Genomic DNA, 25616 nt, shown 5'->3' with positions numbered 1-25616 from the left:
CAAGAAAATATTCTAGTTTTGCGAAACGGCGGATTCGGATTATGCCTGTGTGTCGTGCCAATTGGAGCCTTTTCACGGAAGAAGCCGCCCTTATGAAACGTTCTCGGATCAATGAAATTATCGCGCAATCAGATGAGCTGATGCGGTCTCACGGGTTTGTTTTGCCGCCATTTGCCTATTGGACCCCAAGCACGTTTAAAGCCCGAAAGGACGTTGCAAGACATGTGATTGAGGCCCGTTGTGGTTGGGATATCACCGACTATGGGGCGGGCGATTACGATCAAATGGGGCTGTTTTTGTTTACCCTGCGCAACGGGCGTTTGGCCGATCTTCAGCGCGGAGGCGGCATGTGCTACGCCGAGAAACTGCTGATCTCGAAGCAGGATCAACTGAGCCCCATGCATACCCATGTCTTGAAGGCCGAGGACATCATCAACCGCGGCGGTGCGACTTTGATGGTGGAATTGTTCGGCTCCGACGCGCAAGGGAATTTTGCCGAAGATCGTGGCGGGTCTGTCTTTTGCGACGGCATTCAGCGGGACTTCGCTGCAGGTGAAAAGCTACGTCTGGCTCCCGGGGAAAGTGTGACCTTGATGCCGGGCGACTGGCATGCGTTTTGGGGCGACGGCGGGGACGTATTGATCGGTGAGGTTTCCACCGTGAATGATGATGAAACGGACAATATCTTTCGCGACCCCATCGGGCGTTTTGCCAAGATAGAGGAAGATGTTGAACCGCGGCATCTTTTGGTCAGCGATTACTCTGCTTGGTTGGCGTGAGGGGGCAAAACTTACCGCGTCGTTTTCGCCGCGTCTATCGCGTCTCGCAACAGGGTTCGATCCCCGATGTGGTTGCATAATATGAGCACCAAACGTGCGTTGAGCGCGTGACTTTCAGCGTCGCTCAACCCGTCATGGGCCTGCAGAAGGTCGTCATAGAACCCGTCGGGGTCGGGGATATTCGCAGATAGGGTTAGGGGCATTTCTACGCTCCTTCGATGGCTGTCGATAGCGCTTGCGCGATGGCTTTGGGGTCGTAGCTGGCCCAGCGGGCCACCACATGTTGGTCGGGCCGGATCAGATAGATCGCATGACCCGCCGATCCCAAATACCGCGCCGACAGTTCAGGCGAGGGGGCCGCAATATGAACCACCCGCGGGGTCACGCCACAGGCACGCACAGTTTGGGGGCGGTCGCCGCCTAGGGCAAGTATGACGAAGCCCTGTTTGAGTTTGTCGAGCACATACCCGTCCCCGACCGGCGCATCGACGCAAGGGGCGCCAGGGCGTGTCACTGCAGGCCCCTGCAGGGCGTCGGGGCCGAAATGTGCAAATCCGTCATAGGTGCAAGGCACTGATAACCTGCCGGAATTCACCAATGGTCGCGCGAAGTCGTGGCGGCTTGCCAAGTCTAGGACCGCGTTTCGAAACATCTGGGATATTCCGCTTTTGGGGGTCATGAAATCTGTGGCCCGCGACGAGTTGAGGATATTCTCATCGGCTGCGAATTCGCGCTCGGTTGCATAGCTGTCGAGCAGCGCCTCGGGTGCGATGCCCTTGAGAACCAAATCCAGTTTCCAAGCGAGGTTTTCTGCGTCTTGCACCCCCGAGTTGGCCCCGCGCGCACCGAAGGGGGACACCTGATGGGCACTGTCGCCAGCGAATAGCACCCGCCCATGGCGGAAGGATTTCATCCGGCGGCATTGGAAGGTGTATATCGATGTCCAGTGCAATGCGTAGTTTGGAATGCTGCCTGACTGGCTGGACAGCATGGCGTCCACCCGCGCGCGTATGCGGTCCGGCTGCATCTCTTTTTCGCGGTCGATGTCCCAGCCAAGCTGGAAATCAATGCGCCAGATATCGTCGGGCTGCTTGTGAAGCAGGGCGGATTGGCCACTGTTCTTGAAGGGGGGCTCGAACCAGAACCAACGCTCCGTTGGGAAATCTGCCTTCATTTTGACGTCGGCAATCAAGAAGTTGTCTTCGAACATCCGCCCGTCAAATGTCAGGCCCATCTTTTCGCGCACCAAAGAGCGCGCCCCGTCGCAAGCAATCAGGTAATCGGCTTCAAGATGGTATTCCCCGTCAGGGGTATCGACGGTCAACCGGACGTGATCGTCATAGGGGGTCAAATCGACAACGGCGTTGCGCCCGCGGATCTCGATCGGTGCACCTTGCTTTTGAGCGTTGCGGATTTCCTCGACCAAGAATTGCTCGAAATAGGGTTGTTGCAAATTGATGAAGGCGGGGTTCCGGTGGCCCTCTTCGGGCAAGAGGTTGAAGTCAAAAAGCTTGTTTTCACCGTGGAACACCTTGCCGACATTCCAAACCACGCCTTTGTCGACCATTGGCCCGCTGGCCCCAAGGCGGTGGGCAATATCAAGCGTGCGTTTGGCAAAACAGATGGCTTTGCTGCCCAGCCCAGCGCCCTCATGGTCGTCGAGAAGCAGCACGGGCGTGCCTTTTTGCCCAAGGTCCAATGCAAGGGCCAGCCCGATCGGGCCGCCCCCCACAATGACAACGGGGTGGCGTTGAACAGCGCCCGACTGGCCCGGGACCTTTTGATAGGGGTATAGCTGGAATTCGGTTTTATATCTTTCGGCAACCATAACAAGCCTCCTAAATCAGCGACTAGCCTTGCAATTCCGCCCACATCTCCAGATCGCGTTTGTCCGTCCATATGCGCGGGTGAGCGATGCCGCGCGCCTCGTCGTAGGCGCGGCTGACGTTGAACGGCAGGCAGTGTTCATAGATGGCGTAGTCTTTGAATTTTGGGTCGCATGAGGCGCGAACCGCGTCCCACGCCTCTTTCAACGAGCCACCTCGGGCCGCCACACGGGCGGCAGGGGCGTAGGTGCTTTCGACGAAATCACGGGTGCTTTCAATTGCGCGGGTCACGGCCTCTTTGCCAACCAACGCCCCGCCACGACCGGGGGCGATTGCGTCCACATCATAGGCCACAATATTGTCGAGCGTTTGCCCCCAGTCGCCAAAATACCCGTCACCACAATAACATGCAGAGTGATCTTCAACGATGTCACCGGTGAACATGACGTTTTCATCGGGGACATGGATCACCGCATCCCCCGCCGTATGAGCGCGCCCGATGTGTTTGATATCGACGCGGCGCTTGCCAAGGTAGACGGTCATGCTGTCGGAAAATGTGGTGGTTGGATAGGTCAATCCGGGGATGGATTCATGCCCCTCAAACAGACGCGGGAACCGTTGGAATTCGCTGTCCCAATCTTCTTGGCCGCGTTCCTCCACCATGCCGCGTGCGACGTCGGACATGATGATTTGATCGGCGCCATAGGCCGATGCCCCCAACACGCGCACGGCGTGGTAATGGGTCAACACAAGATGGCTGATGGGTTGGTCGGTGACCGAGCGCACCTTCTCAATAACCTGCTCTGCCAGTCGCGGGGTGGCCTGCGCCTCGACGATCATGACACTTTCGTCGCCGATGATAACGCCAGAGTTGGGGTCGCCCTCGGCCGTGAACGCCCAAAGGTCACGCCCCACCTCGTCAAAGGTGATTTTCTTTTCGGTCATGTCGCCTTGTGATGCGAATGCTTTTGCCATGGTGATCGTCCTTTACTCGGGAAATTTGACGGCGGGGGTGATCGTGCCGATGCAGCTCCCGAAGCCTATTTTGTAGCCGTCGCCTTGCGCCGCGCCGCTTAGCGTCAGCGTATCGCCGTCCTCAATGAAACTGCGGGTCTCGCCCGTCGCGAGGGTTATCGGCTCTTTGCCGCCCCATGTCATTTCCAGCAAGGAGCCGCGTTCTGACTTTTCTGGGCCGGAGATGGTGCCTGACCCCAACAGATCGCCAGATGTCATCGCACAGCCCGAAGAGGCGTGATGCGCCAGTTGCTGTGCGGCAGAATAATACATCTGATTGTAATTGGTCCGTGCAATGGTTGTGGCAGCTTGGCCTTTTGGTGCCATGGTGACCGAAAGGTCGATATCATAGAGCATCGGGCTGGGTTCCCGCAGATAGGGCAGCAGGTCTTTTTCGCGCTCGGGCGTGGTGGTGCGAAATGGCTCCAGCGCGGCTTTTGTGACGATCCAAGGGCTGATCGACGTGGCGAAGGCCTTGGCTTGGAAAGGCCCCAAAGGTTGATACTCCCACGCCTGAATGTCGCGCGCGGACCAGTCGTTGAGCAGCACATAGCCGAAGATCATCGCATCTGCCTGCGCCACGCTGACCGGCTGGCCCAAGGCGCTGGATGTGCCCACGATTGCACCTATTTCCAGTTCAATATCCAGACGTTTGCAGGGGCCAAAGGACGGCATATCCGCGTCGGGGGCTTTGGTTTGCCCGTTGGGCCGGACCACATCCGTGCCGGACACCACCACAGAGGAGGCACGTCCGTTATAGCCGATAGGGATATGGAGCCAATTCGGCGGCAGCGCATTCTCGGGGCCGCGAAACATTGTGCCGACATTCATCGCGTGATGCTTGCCTGCGTAAAAGTCGGTAAATTCGGACACCAGCAGGGGCATATGCAGATCGGCTTCCGCCTGCGCCACAAGGAAGGGGGCCACCGCTTCGGGCTCTGCCGCGTCTTCCTTTAGCAGCGCGATCAGCCGTGCGCGCAATTGGCTCCAAACCTCGGGGCCCAACTCCATCACATCGTTCCAGCAGGGCAGATCGAATGCGCCCCCTTCATCCAACGTGATGAGCCCCTCTGCTTCGCAGGCTGCCATGTCGAGGATCATGTCGCCAATGGCCACGCCGCAGCGCGGCTCTGTGCCGTTGGTGGAAAACACACCGTAAGGCAGGTTGTTCAGTGGAAACTGCGTGTCAGGAGAGTTGGCCGAGGCCACCCAGCTTTTCATAAGGGTCATGTTTGTGATCTCACTTTTTGCCGGGGGTGCCGTCGAATTTCTTTTCAAGGTCGGCCCAGCAATCGATGTAGTCGTCCTGCAAGGGGGCCTCTTTGGCGGCAAATTGGGTTAGATGTTGCGGGAAGCGGGTTTCGAACATGAAGGACATGGTGTTGGCCAGATACTCGGGGCCAAGCTCGGCGTTGGATGCGCCCTCAAAGGCGGCTTTATCTGGGCCATGCGGGATCATCATGTTGTGCAGCGACATGCCGCCTGGAATGAACCCCTCGGGCTTGGCGTCGTAGATGCCATGGATGTTGCCCATCATCTCGGACATGACATTCTTATGATACCACGGCGGGCGAAAGGTGTCCTCGGCCACCATCCAGCGGTCGCGGAACAGCACGAAATCGATGTTCGCTGTGCCCTCAACACCCGAGGGGGCGGTCAGCACGGTGAAGATCGAAGGGTCGGGGTGGTCGAACAAGATGGCGCCGACGGGGCAGTAGGTGCGTAGATCGTATTTGCAGGGCGCGTAATTGCCATGCCATGCGACCACATCCAACGGCGAGTGTCCGATTTTGGTCTCATGAAATTGCCCCGCCCATTTTACCGTCACGGTGGAGGGCACTTCGCGGTCTTCAAAGGCCGCAACAGGGGTTTTGAAGTCGCGGCGGTTGGCCATGCAATTGGCGCCAATTGGCCCACGCCCCGGTAGATCAAACTTCTGGCCGTAGTTTTCGCACACAAAACCGCGTGCGGGGCCGTCCAAGACCTCTACGCGGTAGACAAGCCCGCGCGGCAGAATCGCGATTTCTTGCGGTTCGATGTCGATGGCACCCAACTCGGTGCAAAACCGCAAGCGACCTTCTTGCGGGACGACCAGAAGCTCGCTGTCGGCAGAATAGAAATAGGCGTCAACCATGCTGTCGGTCACAAGGTAGACATGGCTGGCCATTCCGACTTGGGTGTTTACATCACCCGCGGTGGTCATGGTGCGCATGCCGGTAATCCATGTCAGGCCGTCTTCGGTAGGGGCGACAGGGTTCCAGCGGTATTGCCCCAGTGAGATAAGGTCTGGGTCCACATGGGGGGCGGACTTCCAATAGGGGACGTCGATCTTTTCGAACCGGTGGGTGTGCTTCACCGAGGGGCGGATGCGGTAGCACCATGACCGTTCGTTTTGATGGCTGGGGGCGGTGAAGGCGGTGCCGCTGAGTTGTTCGCCATAGAGGCCGTAGTTCACCTTTTGCGGGCTGTTCATGCCTTGGGGAAGGGCATCGGGCAAGGCCTCGGTCTCGAAGTCATTGCCAAACCCTGGCATGTAGCCTTCTGTTGTTCCAGTGGGGGTTGCGGCGCTTTGCAGGCCATGGGCAGTAACGTCCGTGTTCATCAAACTATCCTTTTCAGTTCTTGATAACCTCAATATTAGTTGCTTTTGTAACTAACAACGGCTAATGTGAAATATGACAAAAAATGACGAATTCGATTTGCAGGACTTTCTGCCCTATCTGCTGAACCAAGCGGCCGAGGCGTCCAGTCTGGGGTTCCAGTCCTACTATAAAGCCAAATACGGTATGCTGCAGACCGAATGGCGGGTGGTGTTTCACCTCGGGCGATATGGGGAAATGACCGCCAAGCAGATTTGCCAGCGCGCGCAAATCCACAAAACCAAGATCAGCCGCGCAGTTAGTGCCTTGGAGGTCAAACGGTTTTTAACCCGAACCGAAGATGAAAAAGACCGCCGCCAAGAAGCCTTGAAGCTGACGGAGACCGGAACACGGGCCTATCGGGACCTGCGCCAAGAGGCGAGCCGCTTTGACCAATATCTTGCGCGCGACATTCCGGCGGCTGACATTGATGCTTTGAAGCGCTGCTTGCGTCAGATCAGCGGGTTGGACGCCGCGAAAACCCAACCTTGAGGCGGGCTATGCAATGGTGTTGGCGTTGGCTTCAAGTGTCGCGAGAAGGCGCAAAAGCGCGTCGCGCTCCTCTGGTTTCAAGCCTTGCATCAATTGTGCCTCTACCTTGAGCAGCTCGGCGGACATTTTGTCGTAAATCGCTTGGCCCTCGCGCGATAGGGTCAGCAACATGCTGCGCCCGTCGTTTTGGTTTGGGATGCGTTCCACAAGATTTTTGGCCTCAAGGCGGGTGACCGCACGGCTGACGGCGACTTTGTCGATGGTGGCGGCCGCGGCGATGTCAGTGCTGGTGATTTCCATGTCCCGAGCAACAATCGCCATGACCCGCCATTCCGGCTGAGTAAGTTCATATCGCCCCTCATAGACCTCTGACAGGCAGTGGTTGATCGCGGCATATGTGCGGCGAAGCTGGTAGGGGAGGAAGGCGTTTAGCTGCAGGGGCATGCGGAATCCGAGGTTGCATCAAAGCGGGAGTGCTTCAAGGTGTTCTGATTAACTGCCTTATTTTTCAAGAGCTTTAAAGCAATTTCATGGACGTGGAAAATTGATGTTGACATTGTTTCATCTGAAACTAACCTGAATTAAGTTTCAAATGAAACTGAATTTTCTGCTTGGAGATCCCAAGTGGCGACATTTTCTGGGAGGAAAATATGACACATCAAAACTCATCCATGACCCGCTTTTTGGGCAGCGCTGCCTTTGCTTATTCCCTGACGTCCGGCGCGGCCTTTGCCGAAGAACTGGTGAGGAATGGCGACCGATGGGATGATTTGGCTGACTTGCGCGCACAAGCTGCGGAATAACCCGTCGTGAAGCCGCAAGCGATACCGCAGGTGTGGGCCATGTCGTCAAGTTTTGCCTGCATTCGTGCGGTTTATGGGGTTGGCGGCGGCGTCACCTTAGTGGCGATGATGATGCTCATCACCTTGGATGTTGTGGCAGGCTACGTGTTTAACAACCCGATAAAGGGAGGGCTTCGAGTTGACCGAGATCAGCCTGAATTCTCCGCCGATTGGATTGAATGTCTTCGTGTTGCGCACCAATCCGCCAGAGGTTTCGATCCGCTCAGTTTTCGCTGGCCTTGGTGTGCTGAGGCCGATGCGCTGTAAAGGATCACGTGGATGACTGACGTTGTTTTATGGGATTATCCCAAGTCGTCGGCCAGTTACCGCGTGCGCATCGCGCTTGGATTGGCGGGGGTAAAGTACCGCGTAGAAACGGTCAACTTGTTGAAAAAAGACCACAAATCACCCGCCCATATGGAGCGGAACCCGCAAGGGTTGGTGCCGGTTCTGGAAATTGACGGGCACCGGTTGACGCAGTCTCTTGCGATCATTGAATACCTTGATGCGACCCGCAGTTTGGGGCTTTTGCCAGATGAGCCCTTGCAAAGGGCGAAGGTTCGCGCGCTGGCCTATGGTTTGGCGGTCGATGTGCATCCGGTGTGCAATTTGTCAGTGGTGCAGGAGGCAACGGGGGGCCAAGACCCTGCGCGACGTCAATGGATGCAACGGTTTATCCGGCCCGGTCTATTGGCATTTGAGGCTTTGTCTAAGGGCTTCGGGCAGGGGCTTTTTTGCACAGGCGCACGCCCGTCTTTGGCGGATATTTGTCTCATCCCGCAGCTCTATAATGCCAACCGATGGGGGGTTCTTTATGATGATTGCCCGCGAATATGTGCCGCAGAAAGGGCGGCGCAAAGGGTTCCTGCCTTCGTCGCCGCCCATCCAGAATAAGCCCTATCGTTATGCAGTTTCGACATCTCCATAGTCGCCATTGGCGATTTCTTCGGCTTCGATGGATTCAAACAAGGCCTTGAAATTGCCCTCGCCAAATCCGTCGTCGCCTTTGCGCTGGATGAACTCGAAGAAGATCGGCCCGATGACGGTTTTTGAGAAGATCTGCAGCAGGATTTTGGTCTCGCCGCCGTCCAACACGCCTTCGCCATCTATCAAAATGCCATGTTTTTTCATGCGATCCAAGGGTTCGGCATGGCCTACGACGCGTTGGCTGGATAGGGCGTAATAGGCCTCTGGAGGGCCGGGCATGAACTTCACACCATTCTCGGCGATCTGGTCTGTGGCGGCGTAAATGTCATGGGCGCCAACCGCGATGTGTTGGATGCCTTCGCCATTATACTTTTTCAGGTAGTTGACGATCTGGCCCGTCTCGCCGCGATCCTCGTTGATTGGGATGCGAATGCGCCCGCACGGCGAGGTCAAAGCGCGCGACATGAGGCCGGTGAATTTTCCTTCGATGTCAAAGAAGCGAATTTCGCGGAAGTTGAACAGCTTGCCGTAAAACTGGAACCATTTGTCCATGTTTCCTTTGAAAACGTTATGCGTCAGATGGTCGAGGTAGTGAAAGCCGACGCCTGCGGGATGTGCGTTGGTGATCCAGTTGAATTCCGCGTTGTAGGGGCTGGCCTCATAGTATTGGTCGATGAAGTAGATCAAGGACCCGCCGATGCCGACAATGGCGGGCACATCCATCAACTTGCCGTCACCTTCATAGGCCTCGGCCCCTTTGCTGATGGCGTAGTCGAAGGCGTGCTGTGCATCGACGACCCGCCACGCCATGGACGGGCAGCAGGGCCCGTGTTTCTCGATAAAGGCGGCGGCATGGGTCTTCGGCTCGGCGTTGAGCACATAGGTGATGTCGCCTTGCTGCCATATCTCGACCGATTTGGTTTTGTGGTTTGCCACATGGGTGTAGCCCATGGATGCAAACAGGCTGCGCAATTCATCGGGGTTGGGATGGGCGAATTCAACAAATTCAAACCCGTCGGTGCCTGCTGGATTGGCATCTGTGATCGTTGCGCGCTGCGCGTCATGTGGAAACGGCCCCATGGGGACTCCTTCAATAAAACCCTGTTATGCAAAGGGTAGGGCAGCGCTCATGCATGTTGGTTGCAACTTGGCCGCATTTTGCCCAAGATATGCGTGAATATTGCATGAATGGGGTGAAATATGACCGAGATAAAGCTTGATGAGTTTGATGTCGCGATTTTGAACGCATTGGGGCGAGATGGTGCCTTGTCGAATGCCGAGCTCTCCGAGAAGGTGGCGCTTTCTGCGTCGCAATGCTCTCGCAGGCGAAACAAGCTAGAGCAAAACGGGGTCATTCAGGGGTATCGTGCGAAGCTGAACAATGAGGCCTTGGGGCTTGGTATGCGGGCTGTCGTGCGGATCAATTTGCAGTCTCATAGCGGCCCGAACGCAAGCAATTTCAACGCGTTCGTTGCGGCCAGCAGCGAGATAGAGGCCGCCTATTCGGTGTCAGGGGATGCGGATTACATTTTGATGGTCGTCACCCGAGACCTGAAATCTTTTGCGGAATTCATCCATCAACGCCTGCTGCCCTTTCCCAATGTGACGCAGGTGCGCTCCGACATCGTGTTGCAGGGTTTGAAAGACGCCTAGCCGTTACGGGCGGGCTTGATCGGGGCCGGAATATGCCCCAAGGTTTTGCAGCTGTAGAAGGATCAAGCCATGCCGCACCTCCCGTTCGCCAGCCCTGCACCCAAGAGGGGGACTTGATGCGTATCGACAATCTTCAATATGCCAATTGGTCCGAGAAAATCTTTCGTCAGATGCGCGAGGGCGGTGTTGATGCAGTGCATGTAACCATCGCGTATCACGAAAACTTTCGCGAAACGGTTCTGAACCTTGAGCAATGGAACCGCTGGTTCGAGCAATACCCCGATTTGATCATGAAAGGGCAATGGGCCAGCGATGTTGGTTTGGCGAAGGAAACGGGGCGGACAGCGATTTTCTTCGGCTTCCAAAACCCCAGCCCCATCGAGGATGACATCGGACTGGTAGAGATCGTTCATACATTAGGTGTGCGCTTTATGCAGTTGACATATAACAATCAATCCTTGTTGGCGACAGGTTGTTACGAGGCTGAGGACACCGGAATTACCCGTATGGGAAAGCAAGTCATCGGGGAAATGAACCGTGTGGGGTTGGTGGTGGATATGAGCCATTCTGCGGATCGCTCGACCATAGAGGCGGCGGATATATCTCAGCGCCCAATCGCCATAACCCATGCCAACCCTCACGACTGGTCTCCGGCGCTGCGCAACAAAAAAGACGACGTGATCCGCGCGGTGACACAAAATGGCGGCATGCTTGGGTTTTCGATCTACCCTCACCACCTGAAGGGCAAATCGGACTGCACGCTTGATAGTTTTTGCGAGATGATCGCGCGCACCGCTGATAAGTTTGGGACCCAGAATTTGGGGATTGGCTCGGACCTGTGTCAGGATCAACCCGATCGCGTTGTCGAATGGATGCGGGTCGGGCGCTGGAGCAAGGAAATGGACTTCGGCGAAGGCTCGGCGGCGGCCCCGGGGTTTCCGCCGATGCCCAGTTGGTTCCGCGACAATCGCGATTTTGACACCCTAGAAGCAGGGTTGCGGAAGGTCGGTATGGCCCCTCAAGAGGTCGCGGGCATTATGGGAGACAATTGGCATCGCTTCTACGCTGAGGGCTTCCGGCCCATGTAGAAAACCTCGATCTCGGGAGAAAGGGCGCAGAGATGGCACAGCAACACCCTCGCAAAACATTTGCGCTGCGCGACCCGAACACGGTCATGCGGCTAGAGAGGTTGGGCTCGTTTCATCAGTCACGTCTGTCCTTCATGCGTATTCTCACCCGCCGAATGGCGGCACAGGGGTGGACCTTCACACGCCCCGAATTTGCGGTGGATGCACGCGGGGTTGGGCATGCGGTCTATTGTGCGCATACGCCCGAGCGAAGCTATTCGCTTGTGGCCTTCGCACATGATTTGCCCGCAGATCAGCGGTCTGACCGCGTGATTGCGCAGGCTTGGGACAGCACATTTACCCTGTTTGACGGGGTTCCCACACAAGACGACATTGAACGTTTGCGTCAAAATATTCCCGTGCAGGAAGCTGGGCGGGTGCGTCGGTCAGAACTCTCGGTGTCCCGCGCCAACCGCTCGGTGCGGTTGTGGGAACATGTGGTGTCGCGGTTGGCGCAGGGGCAGCAACCGGATCAGGCGATGATTGCACAGGTCGGCTATTTGATGCGCACCACGGCGGTATACGGGTCTGGCAAACTAGGTGCCGCGGACCGCGAAGCCACAGCTGCGCGGCCCGAGTTCGCAGCCCCGTTCCAGATCGAAATGCTATCGGTGTTTTTGACGCGGGCTTTCGTGCGCGACCTTGTGCAACATATGGCCCAAATGCGGGGCGGGGATGCGGCGGTGCAGCTGGACCGCTCAATTGCCCGCAGCATTGGCATTGGCAATTCCACCGGCCTTGGCATGGCCCCGTTCTTGCTGAACCATCCGACGTTGTTTCACAATTGGATCGCCGCGCGTGAGACGGCGCTTGCACGGGTAAGGGCGGTGCGAAAAGCCTCTTCCCAAGAGGTGGCGATGTTTCAGGATTTGGTTGCGCGGGTGATCCTATCGGCGGATCAATGGCAGTCGGCGCATCCGATCCAAATTGACAAGCTGACGGCCCTTCGAGGTGATTTGGCGCGACTGTCGCGGCATCTGGAGAGGGCAGATTTGTCGCAAGATCACCCGTGGGACGGCTTGTTTGATTGGGCGGCTGCGCAACTTGGGATTGATGCGCAAGAATGTTTGGCCTCTGTGATGTTGGAGCCCTACGGCGCCTTGGTGGATGACCTTTGCGCGCAAATGTCGGACGATGAGGTCGGGCCGGTCAGTATCGATGGCGCAATGACTGTGGGGGCGCTGCGCGATATCCTTGCGCGGGACTATGCGTGGGCCATGACTATCGATTGGGCCGATAAGGCCTGCTGCGCGCGGGCATGGTATGTCTCCGAAGAAAAGCTGGAACCGCGTTTGGGCGAACGCTTCAGCGAGCCAATCGCCCCCTATGAGCAACCTTTGGCGCCGGGTCGTGATGCCAGCGCTTTGTTTGATGCTTTGCGCGAATGGGGCGCGGATACCTCTTTGGCAGAGTTTCTGCGGGCCCATCCTGCCCATCGCCACATGGTGCGCCGCACCCAGATCGTTGACCGCGCGCCCTATGCGGAAATCCGCGACAATACCATCTCGGCCGCGCTGCTGCCGATCGACATGTTGCGGTGCAAGTTATCGTTTTTCGGGGCGACGCATTTTGACCCTAGGTCGGATCGCTGGGTGCGTATCTGTTTGTTCGGGAACGCGCCATACCCCGAGGAATTATGCGTCCGCAACGCAGATGATTGGGTCTATCCGCCACTGGACGCGAGGGGCGCATGACCTATTCCTTGAACGAAATTGATGCCCTTGCCAAGCGTGCGGCGCGCGGAGCTGGGCTGTCATGGGGCATGTCCGAAGAGGCGGGAAAGGCCCTGCGCTGGTTGACGTCCTTCGGGTTTTCGGGGGCAGGGGCTTTTGCAGATGTGCTGGATCTAAATACGCGCAAATCGCCTGCACAATTGGCGCCGACGTCGTTGGACGGGATTTGGCGCGCGGCCGACGGGGTGCTTTGCCCTTTGGCGAGTGGAGCAGCCATCAGCGATTGTGCGGCGCGACTACAGGGAGGGGAGACGTTCACCTTGGAACAGGTGGCGCATCCGCTTCTTGTCGTGCCGTTTGCGGCTTGGGCGGCTGTGCGGCTGTCTACCCCCGTTTGCGTGGCGTGGGGGGACCGCTCAGTTAGCACTGATGGTTTCAGCGTTTTTCCCAATGAGGCGAGCGGGCAAATGGAAGATGGAATTGCCCCCAAGCTGACCTGCAAATGCCAAGCACCTCCTCGGGGTCTGCCCAAGTTTCCTGCTCAACGCGGCATCGTCTCTTCCGCCTCTTGGGCGCGGCTGACGGCCTATGCGCAACTGACCTATGCCCCCGCGACCGAGGCATCGCGCCGTTTGGGCGCAGGGGCTGGTGAGGGGGACAACGACTAGCGTTTGGCGGTGCCAATTGCGCGGAACAACTCGGCAATATCGAACAGATGCTCCGCCAGCGGATTTGTGTTGCGCCACACCATTCCGATGGTGCGCGAAGGTTCAGGCGCGGGCATATGTGCCACCGATACATCCGCCGACCGTGTTTCAATCGCGACGGCCATTTCGGGGATCAAGGTGACCCCGATACCGGCCCCCACCATTTGCACCAATGTCGACAAGGAGCTGGCCTCCATCAGATCACGTGGGGTTGAAGAGGACAGGCTGCAATACGACAAGGCCTGATCGCGAAAGCAATGGCCTTCCTCCAACAGCAGCAGCCGCATTTCGGCCAGAAGTTCGGCATTTGGAACCGGCTTATTGGCGTCGGATTGGGGGCGCACCAATATGAAGTCTTCATCAAACAGCGCGACTTCCGTCAACGAGGGTTCAGAGATAGGCAAGGCGACGATGGCCGCGTCAAGGCGGCCATCCAATAGATCGTGGATAAGACGCTGCGTGATCGCCTCTCGGGGGTGGGGTTCGACCTCAGGGTGGTGCGCGGCCAGAGATTTGACAAAGGCGGGCAACAAATAGGGTGCAATCGTCGGAATAATGCCGATGCGGAAGGGGCCGGATAGGTCATTTTTGGAGGCGCGGGCCAGATCGCCCAACTCGTCCACGGACCTCAATACATCACGCGCGCGCGCCGCAAAATCCTCCCCCAGCTTGGTCAAACGGATCTGTCGGGCGCCGCGTTCGATCAGCGGAGCACCGAGAATGCGCTCCAACTCTTTCATTTGCACCGAGAGTGCCGGCTGCGAGATCGCGCAGACATCTGCGGCCCGCCCAAAGTGGGTGTGATGGGCTAAGGCCTCAAAATATCGAAGATGCTTGAGGGTGATTTGATTCATAGGCGTAGATTATAGATGTGATTAGAAAATACAAATTTTAACTATGGATTGGGCGACGTATATCGGATCACAGATATTGATGCCCAAAGGTAGATTCCCCCGCGTGTGACAGCACCAAGGGCGCTGCCCAGAAGCGTCGCAGTTTAACAATGCAAGCGGAGAGACTTATGAGCGCAGATAAAGCCAGCGGAACCGGCGGATGCCCAGTGATGCACGGATCGCAGACCAAGACGGAAACCTCGGTTATGGATTGGTGGCCGAATGCGCTGAACTTGGACATTTTGCACCAGCATGACGCCAAGACTGACCCGATGGGCGCAGATTTTGACTACCGCGAAGAGGTGAAGACCCTTGATTACGATGCGGTGAAGAAAGACCTCTATGCGCTGATGACCGACAGCCAAGATTGGTGGCCAGCGGACTGGGGGCACTATGGTGGCTTGATGATCCGCATGGCGTGGCACGCGGCGGGGACGTACCGTCTGGCCGATGGTCGCGGGGGCGGCAACACGGGCAACCAGCGCTTTGCCCCGCTGAACTCTTGGCCTGATAACGTGAACCTTGATAAGGCGCGCCGCCTGCTGTGGCCGATCAAAAAGAAATATGGCAACAAACTGAGCTGGGCGGATTTGATCATCCTTGCAGGCAACGCGGCCTATGAATCCATGGGGCTAAAAACCTACGGCTTCGCCTATGGGCGCCCTGACATTTGGGCCCCAGAAAAGGACGTCTACTGGGGGGGCGAGGAAGAATGGCTGCCCCCAAGCGACACCCGCTACGACGATGTGAAAGACCCGTCGACATTGGAGAACCCGCTGGCGGCCGTTCAGATGGGCCTGATCTATGTGAACCCTGAGGGCGTCAACGGAAACCCCGACCCGCTGGCGACCGCGCAACAGGTGCGTGAAACCTTTGCCCGCATGGCAATGAACGACGAAGAAACCGTGGCCTTGGCTGCGGGCGGCCACACTGTTGGCAAGGCCCACGGCAATGGTGACGCGTCCAAAGTCGGGGCAGAGCCAGAAGGCGCCAGCATCGAAGAACAAGGCTTGGGTTGGAGTAACCCGAACGGAACCGGCGTTGGTGGCGACACGGTCTCCAGTGGCATCGAGGGCGCATGGACCACCAAGCCTACAAAATGGGACAACGGCTACTTCTATCTCTTGTTCAAATACGACTGGGCGCTGACCAAATCCCCAGCCGGAGCCAACCAATGGGAACCGGTGGATATTGCCGAAGAGGACAAGCCCGTCGATTCAGCGGACCCCTCGGTGCGCCGCAACCCGATCATGACGGATGCCGATATGGCAATGATCAAGGATCCGATTTACCGCGAAATTTCGCAAAAATTCCATGATGATCCGGCTTACTTTTCTGAGGTGTTCGCACGGGCTTGGTTTAAGCTGACCCACCGTGATATGGGGCCGAAAGCGCGTTATATCGGGCCAGAAGCCCCCGCCGAAGACCTGATCTGGCAGGATGTGGTGCCCGCTGGCGCCACCGGCTATGACGTTGATGCGGTGAAAGCAAAAATCGCAGCAAGTGGCTTGTCGACGGCGGATATGGTCTCCACTGCGTGGGACAGCGCGCGGACATACCGCGGGTCCGACATGCGCGGGGGGGCGAATGGTGCGCGTATCCGTTTGGCCCCGCAAAACGCTTGGGCGGGCAATGAGCCAACCCGTCTGGCCTCTGTTCTTGAGGTGCTGGAAGGCATTGCCGCAGACACGGGTGCCACTGTGGCGGATGTGATCGTGCTTGCTGGTAATCTGGGGGTAGAGCAGGCGGCGAAAGCTGCGGGCTTCGACGTCACGGTTCCTTTTGCGGCAGGGCGCGGCGACGCGACGGCCGAGGCCACCGACGCTGCATCTTTTGATGCGTTGGAGCCTGTCCATGACGCGTTCCGCAACTGGCAGAAGAAAGACTATGCCGTGGCATCCGAAGAAATGATGCTGGACCGAGCGCAACTCATGGGCCTCACAGCGCATGAGATGACCGTGTTGGTTGGCGGCATGCGCGTCATCGGCACCAACCACGGTGGCACCTCGCATGGGGTGTTCACGGATCGCGTTGGAGCGCTGACCAATGACTTCTTTGTCAATCTGACCGACATGCGCAACACATGGACGCCTGTGTCCAAGAACCTCTATGAGATTCGCGACCGCAAAACAGATGCGGTGAAATGGACGGCAACGCGGGTTGATCTGGTCTTCGGGTCAAACTCGATCCTGCGGTCCTATGCAGAGGTTTATGCCCAAGATGATAACGCCGAGAAGTTCGTGAAGGACTTTGTGGCGGCTTGGGTCAAAGTGATGAACGCTGATCGCTTCGATCTGGCCTAAAATAGTCCCCGCGCGGCCAATGGGTCGCGCGGGGGGAACGTTTGCAGCGACCTTAATGCGCCATCAGAACGGATTTGTCGCGTTGCTCTATTAGGCTGGCAGTCGTCCCTCCGAACAGGGTCTCGCGCAACCGCGCGTGGCCATATGCTCCAGCCACAATCAAATCGGCCCCGACGTCTTCTGCCCGCTCAAGGATACAGGTGGCGACGGTTTTTCCGCCACTTGGGTGCTGCTCTAGGGTGACATTGCAGCCGTGATGGGCCAGCCATTTGCCAATGTCCGAGCCGGGGTTCTCGCCGTCGGCCAATTCGTTCATGATGGGGTCAAAGCAGGCGATGGTCACCGAGGCCGCGCGCTTCAGCAAGGGAAGGGCTTGTTTAACAGCCCGTGCTGCCGGAAGCCCCGTGTTCCACGCAATTAGAATATGGGACGCATTCAGCGTCTTTGCGCCTGTGTCATCATTGATCACTACGGCGGCTGCCGAATCCATCAACAGCCCGTGAAGGACGCTGTTGAATGCAAGAGGTTCACGGCGCAGGTCATTTGAGACAAACGACAGGTCGCACAGTCTGGCCCGCCACGCGGCCACATCCGAAAGCCCTGTTGGCTCGGCGTAGGCTGATATGACATCTCCGGACATGGTCTCGCGTGACAGAAAGGTCTCCAGCGCGTCGACCTTGGTTTGCAGCTCTGCGTTGGTTTGCGCGACTGCGTCTTGCCATGTGTCGGGAACGACGGGGGTGCCGTAGGGCAACATCCCCACACCGTAGTTCGGGAATTGCGGGACGGTGCCCACCACAAGGTAGGACAAATGGATGTTCTGCGTGCGGGCCGTTTCGGCAATGGCCTTATGGCTGTCCGCAGGGCCCGCCGCATCAAGCACTGTCAGTAAAGTCGCATTCTTCATGATACACCTCCGTTGCGTTTCCCCTGATGTGTACGCGCAAAGGGCAAGGGGGGCCTTGATGTGGCGCAACGCGGCAAAGGCGAAAGGGTGATAAGGTGGCGGGTCAGCTAGGTCTCAGGGAGAGGGGCACGACGTATCGCAAACGCAAAAGGGGCGCGCCAAATGGCTTGGCACGCCCCTTTGCCGGTTTTCGGTCGCGACCTTACTGGCTGTACATATAGACCGGCAGCCAAGTGGCAATCGCAGGGAAAGCGAACACAAGCCCTAGGCCGATAATCTGGATGCACATGAATTGCATCATCCCCAGATAGATGTCCTTGAGATCCCATTCCGGCACAACTCCCTTGAGGAAGTAAGCCGATAAGGCCACCGGCGGACTGAGCCACGCGGTTTGCAAACAGACCGCCACGAGGATTGCGAACCACAGCATGTCGACCTCCAGCTCCAGCAAAACCGGTGCAAGGATGGGCAGAATGATCAACACGATCGGAACCCACTCCAGTGGCCATCCCAAAACGAAGACCAAAGCCAGGATCAAGATGATCACCACCGAGGCAGATACATCGAGGTTCAACAGCAACTCCGTGATCATGGTCGGAGTGCCCAACCGCGAGAACACCGCGCCAAAGAAGTTGGACGCCGCCACAAGGAACAAAATCAACACCGAGATTTCCAAAGTCTTGATCAGCGCATCATAGAAGCCCTTCATCGAGAACTTGCGGTAACCCAAGGCCAGCAAGATGGACCCGAAAGCCCCCATGCCCGCGCCCTCGGTTGGGGTGGCCAAGCCAAACAGGATGGACCCCAATGCGAAGGCGATCAGGATGGTCGGTGGCACGAAGCCCAGCAGCAGCTCTTTGAGAACCTTGCCTTTGTCATCCTCGATCAATTCCTCGGGCAGGGGGGGGCCCAGCTTGGGGTTAATCCAGCAACGACCAACCGCATATAGCAGGTAGAGCGACGCCATCATGATGCCCGGTACAATCGCGGCCGCAAACAGGTCGGTGACCGGAATTTCCAGCACAGGCCCCATAACAACCAGCATGATCGACGGCGGGATCAAGATGCCCAACGTACCACCGGCCGTGATGGTCCCTGCAGCCAGACGCACGTCATAGCCAGAACGGTTCATGGTTTTCGCAGCCATAATGCCAAGGATCGTCACCGACGCGCCCACGATGCCAGTCGCGGCACCAAAGACCACCGAGACGAACAACACAGCCACATAAAGCGAGCCCTTCATGCGGGCCAATAGCATCTGAATGGCCGCGAATAATCGCTCCATCAGTCCGGCTTGCTCCATCATGAAGCCCATGAACACAAAGAGCGGCACCGCAGCCAGCGTTTGCTCCATCATCGAGTTGTAGAACTGCAAGGTCATCAAGAAGATGGTGAGTTTCACACCAATGCCCCAAGCGCCAAAGGTGACGCCCAAGAAGATCAGAGTGAAGGAGATCGGGAAGCCGATGAAGATGGCGAACAGCATCGCCCCGATCATCAGCAAGCCGATAATTTCGTTTGAAAATTCCATTAGACCGGCCACTTTCCACGTGTCGCGGCGTACCACGATTTCAATATTTCAGAGACACCTTGAATGCATAGGAACAGCACCCCCGATGTCAGCGCGATTTTGACAGGCCACACGATTGGGGCCCATGTGCTGTCGCCTGCGCGCTCGCCTTGAAGGAACGACTTCAACGAAAAGTCGTAGCCAGCTTTCAAGAAGAACAGCATCGAAGGCATGAACAGAATGATATAGAGGACCAAATCTACGCGACCTTGGGTGCGCGGGGTAAAGTTGCGATACAAGAAATCCGCCCGAATATGCAGCCCGCGCATCAACGCATAGGCCGCGCCCAGCATGAAGGACACCCCGTATAAAATGCGCGACAGATCATAGGCCCACAGTGTCGGGGCGGTAAAGAAGCTGCGCGCAATCACTTCGTAGAACATGCCAAAAATGATCGGCACGACCAGCAGGCAGGCGATCCGTCCTTGCCAGTTCGAGAAATGGTCAATGGCATAAATGGTTTTGCTTGCAAGCGGATGCATGTCGTCGGGCAGGGTCTTGCCGACCGCACCACCTGCATCTGCAAGAAGCTCGTCGCCGATGTTCTCGTATTCTGAGAAATCGATCTGGTCTTGATCTTCGTTGATCATGGGGATGTCCCTAACTGGCGAAAAGAGGCCCCGCTTATGTGCTGGGGGTAGGTCCTGCCCGCGCGGGTGGCGCGGGCAGGAAAGGTTTCACGCGCTACAGATTACTCTGCGGCCAGCTGAGCAGCATAGGCGCGGCCCAAGTTGGCGTTGGAGGTCTGTGCACCGGCCCAGAACGGGATCGCTGTGCGTGCGAAGTCTTTTTGGGACTGCCACACTTCGGCGAAGAACTCATTCTCGGCTGCGTTTGTTTCCAATGCTTTGGAGGCGGCCGACATGTACTCGGTGAAGTAGTCAGCAGGGGTGTCATGCAAGATAACGCCGTCCTCGTTGATCAGCTTGTCCAGCGCGATGCCGTTCTCGTTGATGCGGTAGGCCAGCGATTTCATCAAGGATGCGTTGGCGGCAACTTCGATGGCTTTTTGCTGCATTGGGGTCAGGCTGTTGAAGACATCCTTGTTGAAGTAGATGTCAGCGTTCACCACAACTTGGTGCAGGCCTTGCAGGTAGTAGTGCTTCAGGACCTTTTGGAAGCCGAATACAGAGTCAGGCTTCGGGCAGCACCATTCGGCCGCATCAATTGTGCCTTTTTCAAGCGCAGGAAGGATGTCGCCGCCGCCCATAGCAACAGAAGCCACACCAATGTCTTTATAGGTTTGACCCGGAATGCCCGGAGGTGTCCGGAAGCGGTATTTGCGGAAGTCGGCCATGGTCTCGATTGGCTCTTTGAACCAACCCAAAGCCTCTGGGCCGTTTGGTTGCAGCATGAACCCTTTGACGTTCATGCCCATCTCGTCCCACAGCTGTTCATACAGCTCTTTGCCGCCAGCGTTCAGGAACCACGAGATAAACGCAAGGTTGTCCATACCAACACCCGCGCCCGCAACAGGGGAGCCGAACAGCATGGCCGCAGGGTGTTTGCCGGACCAGTAGTGCGTCCAAGCAAAGCCGCCCTCGATGAGGCCGGCGTCGACGGCGTCAAGCGTTTCTTGAACACCAACCACCGCGCCAGCTGGCAGGATTTCGATGTTCACTTCCCCGTCTGTCAACGCCCGCACGTCATTTGCGAAGTCGGTCAACATGACGATTTCATCCGCGGAAGACGGAATAACAGATTGCACACGAATTGTGGTCTCGGCGATTGCCGCCGAGGCCAACATGGACAAGCCTAGCGCGCCTGCCGTGATGGTTTTCAAGTTCAACATAAGGTCCTCCCTTAAGGTCCAAGCCTTCGGTTAGGTCTTTGGTAATCTGGAGAAGGCATCCCAAATCACCTGTTCTTCAACGGGTCACCGTGATCCTCCTCTAAGGCACGGTGGTTGAATTCTGTCGGGGCTAATGCCCCCCTTTGCCAATCTCATGTCCCTCGAACCAGCCCATCATCGGGCCAATGCCGGTGTGCATGTCAAAGACACCGCGGTAGAACATTTCTCCGGCCACATAGAGCAGCACGATCAAACCCAGCCAGCTGATCCACGGATAGCGGGTCAGCAGCTTCATGATCATGGTTGCCGCAAAGGCCATCAATACGATGGCAAGTCCCAGCCCGAAGACCAGCATATTGGTGTCGCCATCGGCAATTGCGGCCACCGCCAAAACATTGTCCAGCGACATGGAAACATCCGCGATGGTGATCGAAATCAGAGCGGCAGCAAGCGTTTTTCGCGGTGGGCCTGTGTAGCCTTGGCTGTCGTCTTGCGCCAACTCCAACGCGTGTTCGGCCTGTTCATCCACGTCGTCGCGAATTTCGGCGTATAGGCGCCAGCATACCCAAAAGAGGAGCAAGGACCCAACGAAAAGAATACCAGGAATGCCCAGAAGCTTGGTGGCGACAATGGCGAAGAGAATGCGCAGCAGGGCGGCAATCACCATGCCGTATAAGATCGCCTTCTTGCGAAGCTCTGGCGCAAGCCCTGCCGCCGCCATGCCAATAATCAAGGCGTTGTCGCCCGATAAAATAAGGTCGGCGATGACAATCTTGCCAAAGTCTAATGCTGTATCAATCATGCGTGTGCGTCCTTGAGGATCATATCTGAAACTTTTTCACCGATCATGATTGCCGGTGCATTTGTGTTGCCGCTCACGATGGTCGGCATGATCGAGCAATCTGCCACCCGAAGGCCGTCGATGCCGCGGACCCGCAGGCGCTCGTCGACAACGGACATGTCGTCTTGCCCCATCTTGCAGGTGCCTGTGGGGTGGTAGATCGTAACTGCGGTGTCCCGTGCCCAGTTGAGTGTGCCTTCGTAGTCATCAAAGGCCACCTCGTGACCGGGGGCGAATTCCTCAAGGATATGTTCCTTAAGCGGGCTGAACCCTGCGATGCGGCGGGCCACCTGAATGCCTTTGACGATGGTCCGCTGGTCGGTTTCCGTCGCCAGATAGTTCGGGTGGATCGCTGGGTGGTCCTGCCAATTGGAGGACTTCAGTTCCAAATGGCCCGCACTTTCAGGGCGCAGCTGCAAAACGGATGCCGTAAACGCCGAGAATTTATGCGGCCCTTCGGCAGGATGCGAGGCCGAGAAGGGCTGGATGTGGAACTGGATATCCGGCACATCCATGTGATCCTCGGTTTTTAGAAAGCCGGTCCCCAAGCTGGCGGCCATGGCCATCGGGCCGGTCCGCTTTAGCGCATATTCAAGCGCGATCATGCCTTGCTTGAAGTAGTTGGACACCTCGACGTTGATTGTGGAGAGGTCAGTTTTGAACACTGGACGGGCTTGCAAGTGGTCTTGCAGGTTACGCCCGACACCTTTCAATTCATGCAACATTTCGATGCCATGTTGCTTGATCCCATCCGCGTCGCCAATCCCTGACAGCATCAAGATTTGCGGCGAACCAATTGAACCTGCAGACAAAATCACCTCGCGGCGGGCGCGAATTTCTGTGTGTTCCCCTTTGATGTCGGCGACGACCCCGATGGCGCGTTTGCCGTCCATCATCAGGCGTTTGGCCTGCGCGTGAGTGATGATCTCCAAGTTGTGCCGGTCACGGGCGGGCTTCAGGTAGGCCACCGCCGAGGAGCACCTGCGGCCGTTTGCCATTGTCAGCTGGAAGTAGCCGACGCCTTCTTGGTCACCGTTGTTGTAGTCAGGGTTTTTCTTGTAGCCGGCGGCTTCTGCCGCATCGATCCATTTGTCGACCACATCCCGTTTCAATCGGGTCGGGGAGACTTGCAAAGGGCCGCCGGTGCCGCGCTCTTCGCCGACGTCATCCCCGAGCCAGTTTTCGGCCTTTTGAAAATAGGGGAGCACTTGATCCCAGTCCCAGCCAGAATTTCCCTGCTGGGCCCATTGGTCGTAGTCTTGCGCCTGTCCTCGCACATAGAGCAGCCCGTTGATCGAAGATGATCCGCCTAAGACACGTCCGCGCGGCCACGGGATGGAGCGCCCGTTTAACCCCGGGTCGCTGGCGGCCTGATAGCGCCAGTCGGTTTTCGGATTATCCATGGTTTTGAAGTATCCGACGGGGATGTGGATCCAAGGATTGTTGTCGCGACCACCGGCCTCCAGAAGAGCAACGGTGTATTTGCCGCCTTGAGACAGGCGGTTCGCAATGGCGCATCCGGCAGAACCAGCGCCGACAATGACATAGTCAAATTCCAAAAATCCCCTCCTTAATCAAAAAATGAGACTTTAGGTCTCGTTTTTGATATAGCTAACCTACAGCGATTCGGTTTCGAAACAAGTGATTTCCCGTATAGTGCTGTTCGCGCGCCCGCCGTGGCTGCGTAGGGGGTTGTATTTATTGGAGTTATCATGCCTCAGGATGATGAAAAGACCGAGGTCTCAGAGGGACGTATTCCGACAAACATGCGCACGCTGATGTTGCTGGAGGCTTTGGGGCATAGTGAGCGGGCAATGACGCCCACCGAGTTGAACGCCAGCATAGGTCTTCCCAAGCAAACCGTTCACCGCTTGTGTGCGACGCTAGAGGCCGAAGGCTTTTTGGTGCGGGACGGGGATGGCAAGGGGCTGCGCGCCGCACGTCGCGCGCGACTGCTGGCGGCAGGGATTTTACATGCGGGTTGGGCGAATATTGCGCGCCACCAAGTATTGTCCGAGGTCGCAACAGCCACCAGCGAGACCGTAAACTATGTTGTGCCCGAAGAAGAGGGGATGCGGTATCTCGACCGCGTCGACACCGGTTGGTCATTCCGGATACAATTGCCCGTGGGGACGAATGTGCCGTTTCACTGCACCGCATCCGGAAAAATCTTTATGGCCTCGCTTACGCCAAAGGCGCGGCAGGCCTTTATTAATACGCTCAACCTGTCACGCCACACGGGGACGACCCACACCGATCCCGAGGCGCTGATGTTGGAGCTGAAGAAAATTGCCAAGCAGGGCTACGCCGAGGATAACGGTGAGTTTTTGGACGATATGGTCGCGGTTGCAGTACCGGTTAAGGATCCGATGGGGCGATATGTGGCCTCTTTGGCTATTCACGGGCCATCGCAGCGGATGAATATGCATCAAGCACGCGATATGGTGCCGGCTTTGCAGCTTGCGGCGGACAAGTTGCGCGACACATTGTTCGTTTAGGGGCCGTCTTACGGGTGCAAAATCACCTTCGGCGCCAGCACGCGCCCCGCCAAGATATCCGCAAAGGCCTCGGCTCCATCCGACAATGGCCGCGTTTCAGCCCAATCTAGCTTGCCCAAGCGCCCTTGGGTCATGGCTTCGACGGTGTCGAGGAGGTCCTGATCCGTATAGGCGTATGTTCCGAAAAACGTTATTTCCTGCAGGGTTATGCGGCGAACATCAAGTCCTTCCGCGGAGTCTCCCAAGCCAATATGGCAGATGGTGCCTCCGGGGCGGGTCAAGGCGCAGGCGGTTTCGCGTGTCCCACCGAACCCCACGCAATCGACAACCAACGCAGCACCATCTTCGCGCAGCTGTGAGGCCTCGCAAATCGGGGCGTCGGTCAAGCCGCGAAGATGCGCGGCCCTGTGCGTGTTGGTCTCAATCAGTGAAACATCCGTGGCCCCGAAGGCCTGAAGCGCCAGAAGGCATCCAAATCCAATGGCCCCGCCGCCGATCACAACCGTCGGGGCCGCCAAATCGGCATCGGGAAGGGCTGCGCAAAGTCGCACGGCATGCCAGCACACGGCCAGTGGCTCGGCAAGGGCTGCCTGATCGAAGCTTAAATCATCGGGGATTGGAATCAGATTGCGCGATGGCATGCTCAGATATTGCGAAAACGCACCCGCGCGCGGCGGCATGGAGATGATTTGGCGGTCTGGGCAAAGATTGGTCCGGCCCGAAATGCATGCAGGGCAGCTGCCGCAGGTGACCAGCGGGTTGACCGTCACGCGGGCATTGGTGGATGCGACAACGCCTGCCGCTTCATGGCCAAGAACAAGGGGGGCGGGGCGTCGTTCGTCATGCCCCAGATATCCATGCATGTCCGACCCGCAAATGCCCACGGATTTGACTTCGATCAGATCCTCCCCTTGTGGTGGGGTCGGGCGCGAAATTTCGCGCAGCTCCATCTCATGCGGGGCGGTGTAGACAAGTGCTTGCATCATTCTCGGACCTCCTTGCGGTTGTATTGGCCAGCTTGTGCTGACGCAGGCGGGGTCACAAGGCACAACTTGCTTAACCAGAGTTAACGTTCCCCGCGAAAGCCTTGCTGTAAGTTTTGGAAAAACCACAATATATGGATTTTGATCGAA

At 57.3% G+C, this 25616-nt stretch carries 26 protein-coding genes; 11 read left to right on the top strand and 15 right to left on the bottom strand.

Annotated elements, in window-relative coordinates:
* Window positions 1–92 precede the first annotated feature (92 nt).
* Window positions 93–779: a D-lyxose/D-mannose family sugar isomerase gene (locus tag Q0746_RS02355; protein ID WP_298256813.1), complete on the top strand. Its 687-nt coding sequence runs from the start codon at window positions 93–95 to the stop codon at window positions 777–779.
* A gap of 11 nt (window positions 780–790) precedes the next feature.
* On the opposite strand, the gene Q0746_RS02350 is transcribed toward Q0746_RS02355, so the two are convergent.
* Genes Q0746_RS02350 through hmgA form a run of 5 tightly spaced genes read right to left on the bottom strand, consistent with a single transcriptional unit; the run spans window position 791 to window position 6221 of the window.
* A complete protein-coding gene (locus tag Q0746_RS02350) occupies window positions 791–982 on the bottom strand; it encodes a DUF2783 domain-containing protein (protein ID WP_298256812.1) in 192 nt (63 codons plus the stop codon).
* Window positions 983–984: 2 nt separating this feature from the next.
* The gene (locus tag Q0746_RS02345; protein ID WP_298256809.1) at window positions 985–2607 is read right to left on the bottom strand and encodes an FAD-dependent oxidoreductase; all 1623 of its coding nucleotides are present in this window, start codon (window positions 2605–2607) and stop codon (window positions 985–987) included.
* Window positions 2608–2629: 22 nt separating this feature from the next.
* The gene (locus Q0746_RS02340; RefSeq protein WP_298256807.1) at window positions 2630–3580 is read right to left on the bottom strand and encodes an MBL fold metallo-hydrolase; all 951 of its coding nucleotides are present in this window, start codon (window positions 3578–3580) and stop codon (window positions 2630–2632) included.
* A 12-nt stretch (window positions 3581–3592) separates the two neighbouring features.
* The gene (gene fahA / locus Q0746_RS02335) at window positions 3593–4849 is read right to left on the bottom strand and encodes a fumarylacetoacetase (protein WP_298256805.1); all 1257 of its coding nucleotides are present in this window, start codon (window positions 4847–4849) and stop codon (window positions 3593–3595) included.
* 10 nt (window positions 4850–4859) lie between these two features.
* Window positions 4860–6221 (bottom strand): homogentisate 1,2-dioxygenase, encoded by a 1362-nt coding sequence (hmgA, locus tag Q0746_RS02330; RefSeq protein ID WP_298256803.1) that lies wholly within the window; start codon window positions 6219–6221, stop codon window positions 4860–4862.
* A 73-nt stretch (window positions 6222–6294) separates the two neighbouring features.
* Here hmgA and Q0746_RS02325 point away from each other — a divergent pair, with 73 nt between their 5' ends.
* Complete coding sequence (locus Q0746_RS02325; RefSeq protein WP_298256801.1) at window positions 6295–6750, top strand: MarR family winged helix-turn-helix transcriptional regulator; 456 nt, start codon at window positions 6295–6297, stop codon at window positions 6748–6750.
* Between the two features lie 6 nt (window positions 6751–6756).
* Here Q0746_RS02325 and Q0746_RS02320 read toward each other — a convergent pair whose 3' ends face one another.
* A complete protein-coding gene (locus tag Q0746_RS02320) occupies window positions 6757–7194 on the bottom strand; it encodes a MarR family transcriptional regulator (protein ID WP_298256799.1) in 438 nt (145 codons plus the stop codon).
* 206 nt (window positions 7195–7400) lie between these two features.
* Here Q0746_RS02320 and Q0746_RS02315 point away from each other — a divergent pair, with 206 nt between their 5' ends.
* The 3 genes from Q0746_RS02315 to maiA are packed head-to-tail and all read left to right on the top strand — an operon-like array spanning window position 7401 to window position 8486.
* Window positions 7401–7553 (top strand): hypothetical protein, encoded by a 153-nt coding sequence (locus Q0746_RS02315; RefSeq protein WP_298256798.1) that lies wholly within the window; start codon window positions 7401–7403, stop codon window positions 7551–7553.
* A 39-nt stretch (window positions 7554–7592) separates the two neighbouring features.
* Window positions 7593–7859 carry a hypothetical protein gene (locus Q0746_RS02310; RefSeq protein WP_298256796.1) on the top strand — a complete coding sequence of 89 codons (267 nt, stop codon included), beginning with the start codon at window positions 7593–7595 and terminating at the stop codon, window positions 7857–7859.
* A 12-nt stretch (window positions 7860–7871) separates the two neighbouring features.
* On the top strand, window positions 7872–8486 hold the full coding sequence (gene maiA / locus Q0746_RS02305) for a maleylacetoacetate isomerase (RefSeq protein ID WP_298256794.1): 615 nt from the start codon (window positions 7872–7874) through the stop codon (window positions 8484–8486).
* Window positions 8487–8495: 9 nt separating this feature from the next.
* Here maiA and hppD read toward each other — a convergent pair whose 3' ends face one another.
* Window positions 8496–9599, bottom strand: coding sequence for a 4-hydroxyphenylpyruvate dioxygenase (gene hppD, locus Q0746_RS02300; RefSeq protein WP_298256792.1), 1104 nt, complete (start codon window positions 9597–9599; stop codon window positions 8496–8498).
* Window positions 9600–9719: 120 nt separating this feature from the next.
* Here hppD and Q0746_RS02295 point away from each other — a divergent pair, with 120 nt between their 5' ends.
* The 4 genes from Q0746_RS02295 to Q0746_RS02280 all read left to right on the top strand — a co-directional run bounded on the left by Q0746_RS02295 (window position 9720) and on the right by Q0746_RS02280 (window position 13640).
* Window positions 9720–10172, top strand: coding sequence for an Lrp/AsnC family transcriptional regulator (locus Q0746_RS02295; RefSeq protein ID WP_298256790.1), 453 nt, complete (start codon window positions 9720–9722; stop codon window positions 10170–10172).
* A gap of 116 nt (window positions 10173–10288) precedes the next feature.
* On the top strand, window positions 10289–11260 hold the full coding sequence (locus Q0746_RS02290) for a membrane dipeptidase (protein WP_298256788.1): 972 nt from the start codon (window positions 10289–10291) through the stop codon (window positions 11258–11260).
* 32 nt (window positions 11261–11292) lie between these two features.
* The gene (locus tag Q0746_RS02285) at window positions 11293–12993 is read left to right on the top strand and encodes a hypothetical protein (RefSeq protein WP_298256786.1); all 1701 of its coding nucleotides are present in this window, start codon (window positions 11293–11295) and stop codon (window positions 12991–12993) included.
* On the top strand, window positions 12990–13640 hold the full coding sequence (locus tag Q0746_RS02280; protein WP_298256784.1) for a DUF3726 domain-containing protein: 651 nt from the start codon (window positions 12990–12992) through the stop codon (window positions 13638–13640). The genes Q0746_RS02285 and Q0746_RS02280 overlap by 4 nt, the downstream gene beginning before the upstream one ends.
* On the opposite strand, the gene Q0746_RS02275 is transcribed toward Q0746_RS02280, so the two are convergent.
* On the bottom strand, window positions 13637–14533 hold the full coding sequence (locus Q0746_RS02275; RefSeq protein ID WP_298256782.1) for a hydrogen peroxide-inducible genes activator: 897 nt from the start codon (window positions 14531–14533) through the stop codon (window positions 13637–13639). The two genes, Q0746_RS02280 and Q0746_RS02275, sit on opposite strands and share 4 nt — an antisense overlap.
* 167 nt (window positions 14534–14700) lie before the next feature.
* Here Q0746_RS02275 and katG point away from each other — a divergent pair, with 167 nt between their 5' ends.
* Window positions 14701–16875 (top strand): catalase/peroxidase HPI, encoded by a 2175-nt coding sequence (gene katG, locus Q0746_RS02270; RefSeq protein WP_298256780.1) that lies wholly within the window; start codon window positions 14701–14703, stop codon window positions 16873–16875.
* Between the two features lie 52 nt (window positions 16876–16927).
* Here katG and Q0746_RS02265 read toward each other — a convergent pair whose 3' ends face one another.
* The 6 genes from Q0746_RS02265 to Q0746_RS02240 form a co-directional block, all read right to left on the bottom strand.
* The gene (locus Q0746_RS02265) at window positions 16928–17782 is read right to left on the bottom strand and encodes a universal stress protein (RefSeq protein ID WP_298256778.1); all 855 of its coding nucleotides are present in this window, start codon (window positions 17780–17782) and stop codon (window positions 16928–16930) included.
* Between the two features lie 202 nt (window positions 17783–17984).
* Window positions 17985–19313, bottom strand: coding sequence for a TRAP transporter large permease subunit (locus tag Q0746_RS02260; protein WP_298256776.1), 1329 nt, complete (start codon window positions 19311–19313; stop codon window positions 17985–17987).
* Entirely contained in the window at window positions 19313–19942 is a 630-nt protein-coding gene (locus tag Q0746_RS02255; RefSeq protein ID WP_298256774.1) for a TRAP transporter small permease subunit, read from the bottom strand. The genes Q0746_RS02260 and Q0746_RS02255 overlap by 1 nt, the downstream gene beginning before the upstream one ends.
* Window positions 19943–20043: 101 nt before the next feature.
* Window positions 20044–21144, bottom strand: coding sequence for a TRAP transporter substrate-binding protein (locus Q0746_RS02250; protein ID WP_298256772.1), 1101 nt, complete (start codon window positions 21142–21144; stop codon window positions 20044–20046).
* A gap of 130 nt (window positions 21145–21274) precedes the next feature.
* Entirely contained in the window at window positions 21275–21946 is a 672-nt protein-coding gene (locus Q0746_RS02245) for a TerC family protein (RefSeq protein ID WP_298256770.1), read from the bottom strand.
* Window positions 21943–23544 carry an FAD-dependent oxidoreductase gene (locus Q0746_RS02240; RefSeq protein ID WP_298256768.1) on the bottom strand — a complete coding sequence of 534 codons (1602 nt, stop codon included), beginning with the start codon at window positions 23542–23544 and terminating at the stop codon, window positions 21943–21945. Before Q0746_RS02240 ends, Q0746_RS02245 begins: the two co-directional genes overlap by 4 nt.
* Window positions 23545–23697: 153 nt before the next feature.
* On the opposite strand from Q0746_RS02240, the gene Q0746_RS02235 reads away from it, so the two are divergent.
* The gene (locus tag Q0746_RS02235; protein ID WP_298256766.1) at window positions 23698–24483 is read left to right on the top strand and encodes an IclR family transcriptional regulator; all 786 of its coding nucleotides are present in this window, start codon (window positions 23698–23700) and stop codon (window positions 24481–24483) included.
* An 8-nt stretch (window positions 24484–24491) separates the two neighbouring features.
* Here Q0746_RS02235 and Q0746_RS02230 read toward each other — a convergent pair whose 3' ends face one another.
* Window positions 24492–25466: an alcohol dehydrogenase catalytic domain-containing protein gene (locus Q0746_RS02230; protein WP_298258024.1), complete on the bottom strand. Its 975-nt coding sequence runs from the start codon at window positions 25464–25466 to the stop codon at window positions 24492–24494.
* Window positions 25467–25616: the final 150 nt, after the last annotated feature.

This window comes from uncultured Litoreibacter sp. (assembly GCF_947487515.1).
Lineage (GTDB): Bacteria > Pseudomonadota > Alphaproteobacteria > Rhodobacterales > Rhodobacteraceae > Litoreibacter.
Note: the sequence above shows the minus strand (reverse complement) of the source record. Positions and strands in the feature narration are given on the sequence as shown.

Coding starts and splice junctions, on each gene's coding strand:
- Q0746_RS02295 (WP_298256790.1), top strand. CDS start 9,720: ATGACCGAGATAAAGCTTGATGAGTTTGATGTCGCGATTTTGAACGCA.
- Q0746_RS02325 (WP_298256801.1), top strand. CDS start 6,295: ATGACAAAAAATGACGAATTCGATTTGCAGGACTTTCTGCCCTATCTG.
- Q0746_RS02340 (WP_298256807.1), bottom strand. CDS start 3,580: ATGGCAAAAGCATTCGCATCACAAGGCGACATGACCGAAAAGAAAATC.
- Q0746_RS02355 (WP_298256813.1), top strand. CDS start 93: ATGAAACGTTCTCGGATCAATGAAATTATCGCGCAATCAGATGAGCTG.
- Q0746_RS02280 (WP_298256784.1), top strand. CDS start 12,990: ATGACCTATTCCTTGAACGAAATTGATGCCCTTGCCAAGCGTGCGGCG.
- fahA (WP_298256805.1), bottom strand. CDS start 4,849: ATGACCCTTATGAAAAGCTGGGTGGCCTCGGCCAACTCTCCTGACACG.
- Q0746_RS02235 (WP_298256766.1), top strand. CDS start 23,698: ATGCCTCAGGATGATGAAAAGACCGAGGTCTCAGAGGGACGTATTCCG.
- Q0746_RS02230 (WP_298258024.1), bottom strand. CDS start 25,466: ATGCAAGCACTTGTCTACACCGCCCCGCATGAGATGGAGCTGCGCGAA.
- Q0746_RS02260 (WP_298256776.1), bottom strand. CDS start 19,313: ATGGAATTTTCAAACGAAATTATCGGCTTGCTGATGATCGGGGCGATG.
- hppD (WP_298256792.1), bottom strand. CDS start 9,599: ATGGGGCCGTTTCCACATGACGCGCAGCGCGCAACGATCACAGATGCC.
- Q0746_RS02315 (WP_298256798.1), top strand. CDS start 7,401: ATGACACATCAAAACTCATCCATGACCCGCTTTTTGGGCAGCGCTGCC.
- Q0746_RS02265 (WP_298256778.1), bottom strand. CDS start 17,782: ATGAAGAATGCGACTTTACTGACAGTGCTTGATGCGGCGGGCCCTGCG.
- Q0746_RS02285 (WP_298256786.1), top strand. CDS start 11,293: ATGGCACAGCAACACCCTCGCAAAACATTTGCGCTGCGCGACCCGAAC.
- Q0746_RS02345 (WP_298256809.1), bottom strand. CDS start 2,607: ATGGTTGCCGAAAGATATAAAACCGAATTCCAGCTATACCCCTATCAA.
- hmgA (WP_298256803.1), bottom strand. CDS start 6,221: ATGAACACGGACGTTACTGCCCATGGCCTGCAAAGCGCCGCAACCCCC.
- Q0746_RS02320 (WP_298256799.1), bottom strand. CDS start 7,194: ATGCCCCTGCAGCTAAACGCCTTCCTCCCCTACCAGCTTCGCCGCACA.
- Q0746_RS02350 (WP_298256812.1), bottom strand. CDS start 982: ATGCCCCTAACCCTATCTGCGAATATCCCCGACCCCGACGGGTTCTAT.
- maiA (WP_298256794.1), top strand. CDS start 7,872: ATGACTGACGTTGTTTTATGGGATTATCCCAAGTCGTCGGCCAGTTAC.
- Q0746_RS02250 (WP_298256772.1), bottom strand. CDS start 21,144: ATGTTGAACTTGAAAACCATCACGGCAGGCGCGCTAGGCTTGTCCATG.
- Q0746_RS02310 (WP_298256796.1), top strand. CDS start 7,593: ATGTCGTCAAGTTTTGCCTGCATTCGTGCGGTTTATGGGGTTGGCGGC.
- Q0746_RS02245 (WP_298256770.1), bottom strand. CDS start 21,946: ATGATTGATACAGCATTAGACTTTGGCAAGATTGTCATCGCCGACCTT.
- Q0746_RS02290 (WP_298256788.1), top strand. CDS start 10,289: ATGCGTATCGACAATCTTCAATATGCCAATTGGTCCGAGAAAATCTTT.
- katG (WP_298256780.1), top strand. CDS start 14,701: ATGAGCGCAGATAAAGCCAGCGGAACCGGCGGATGCCCAGTGATGCAC.
- Q0746_RS02275 (WP_298256782.1), bottom strand. CDS start 14,533: ATGAATCAAATCACCCTCAAGCATCTTCGATATTTTGAGGCCTTAGCC.
- Q0746_RS02255 (WP_298256774.1), bottom strand. CDS start 19,942: ATGATCAACGAAGATCAAGACCAGATCGATTTCTCAGAATACGAGAAC.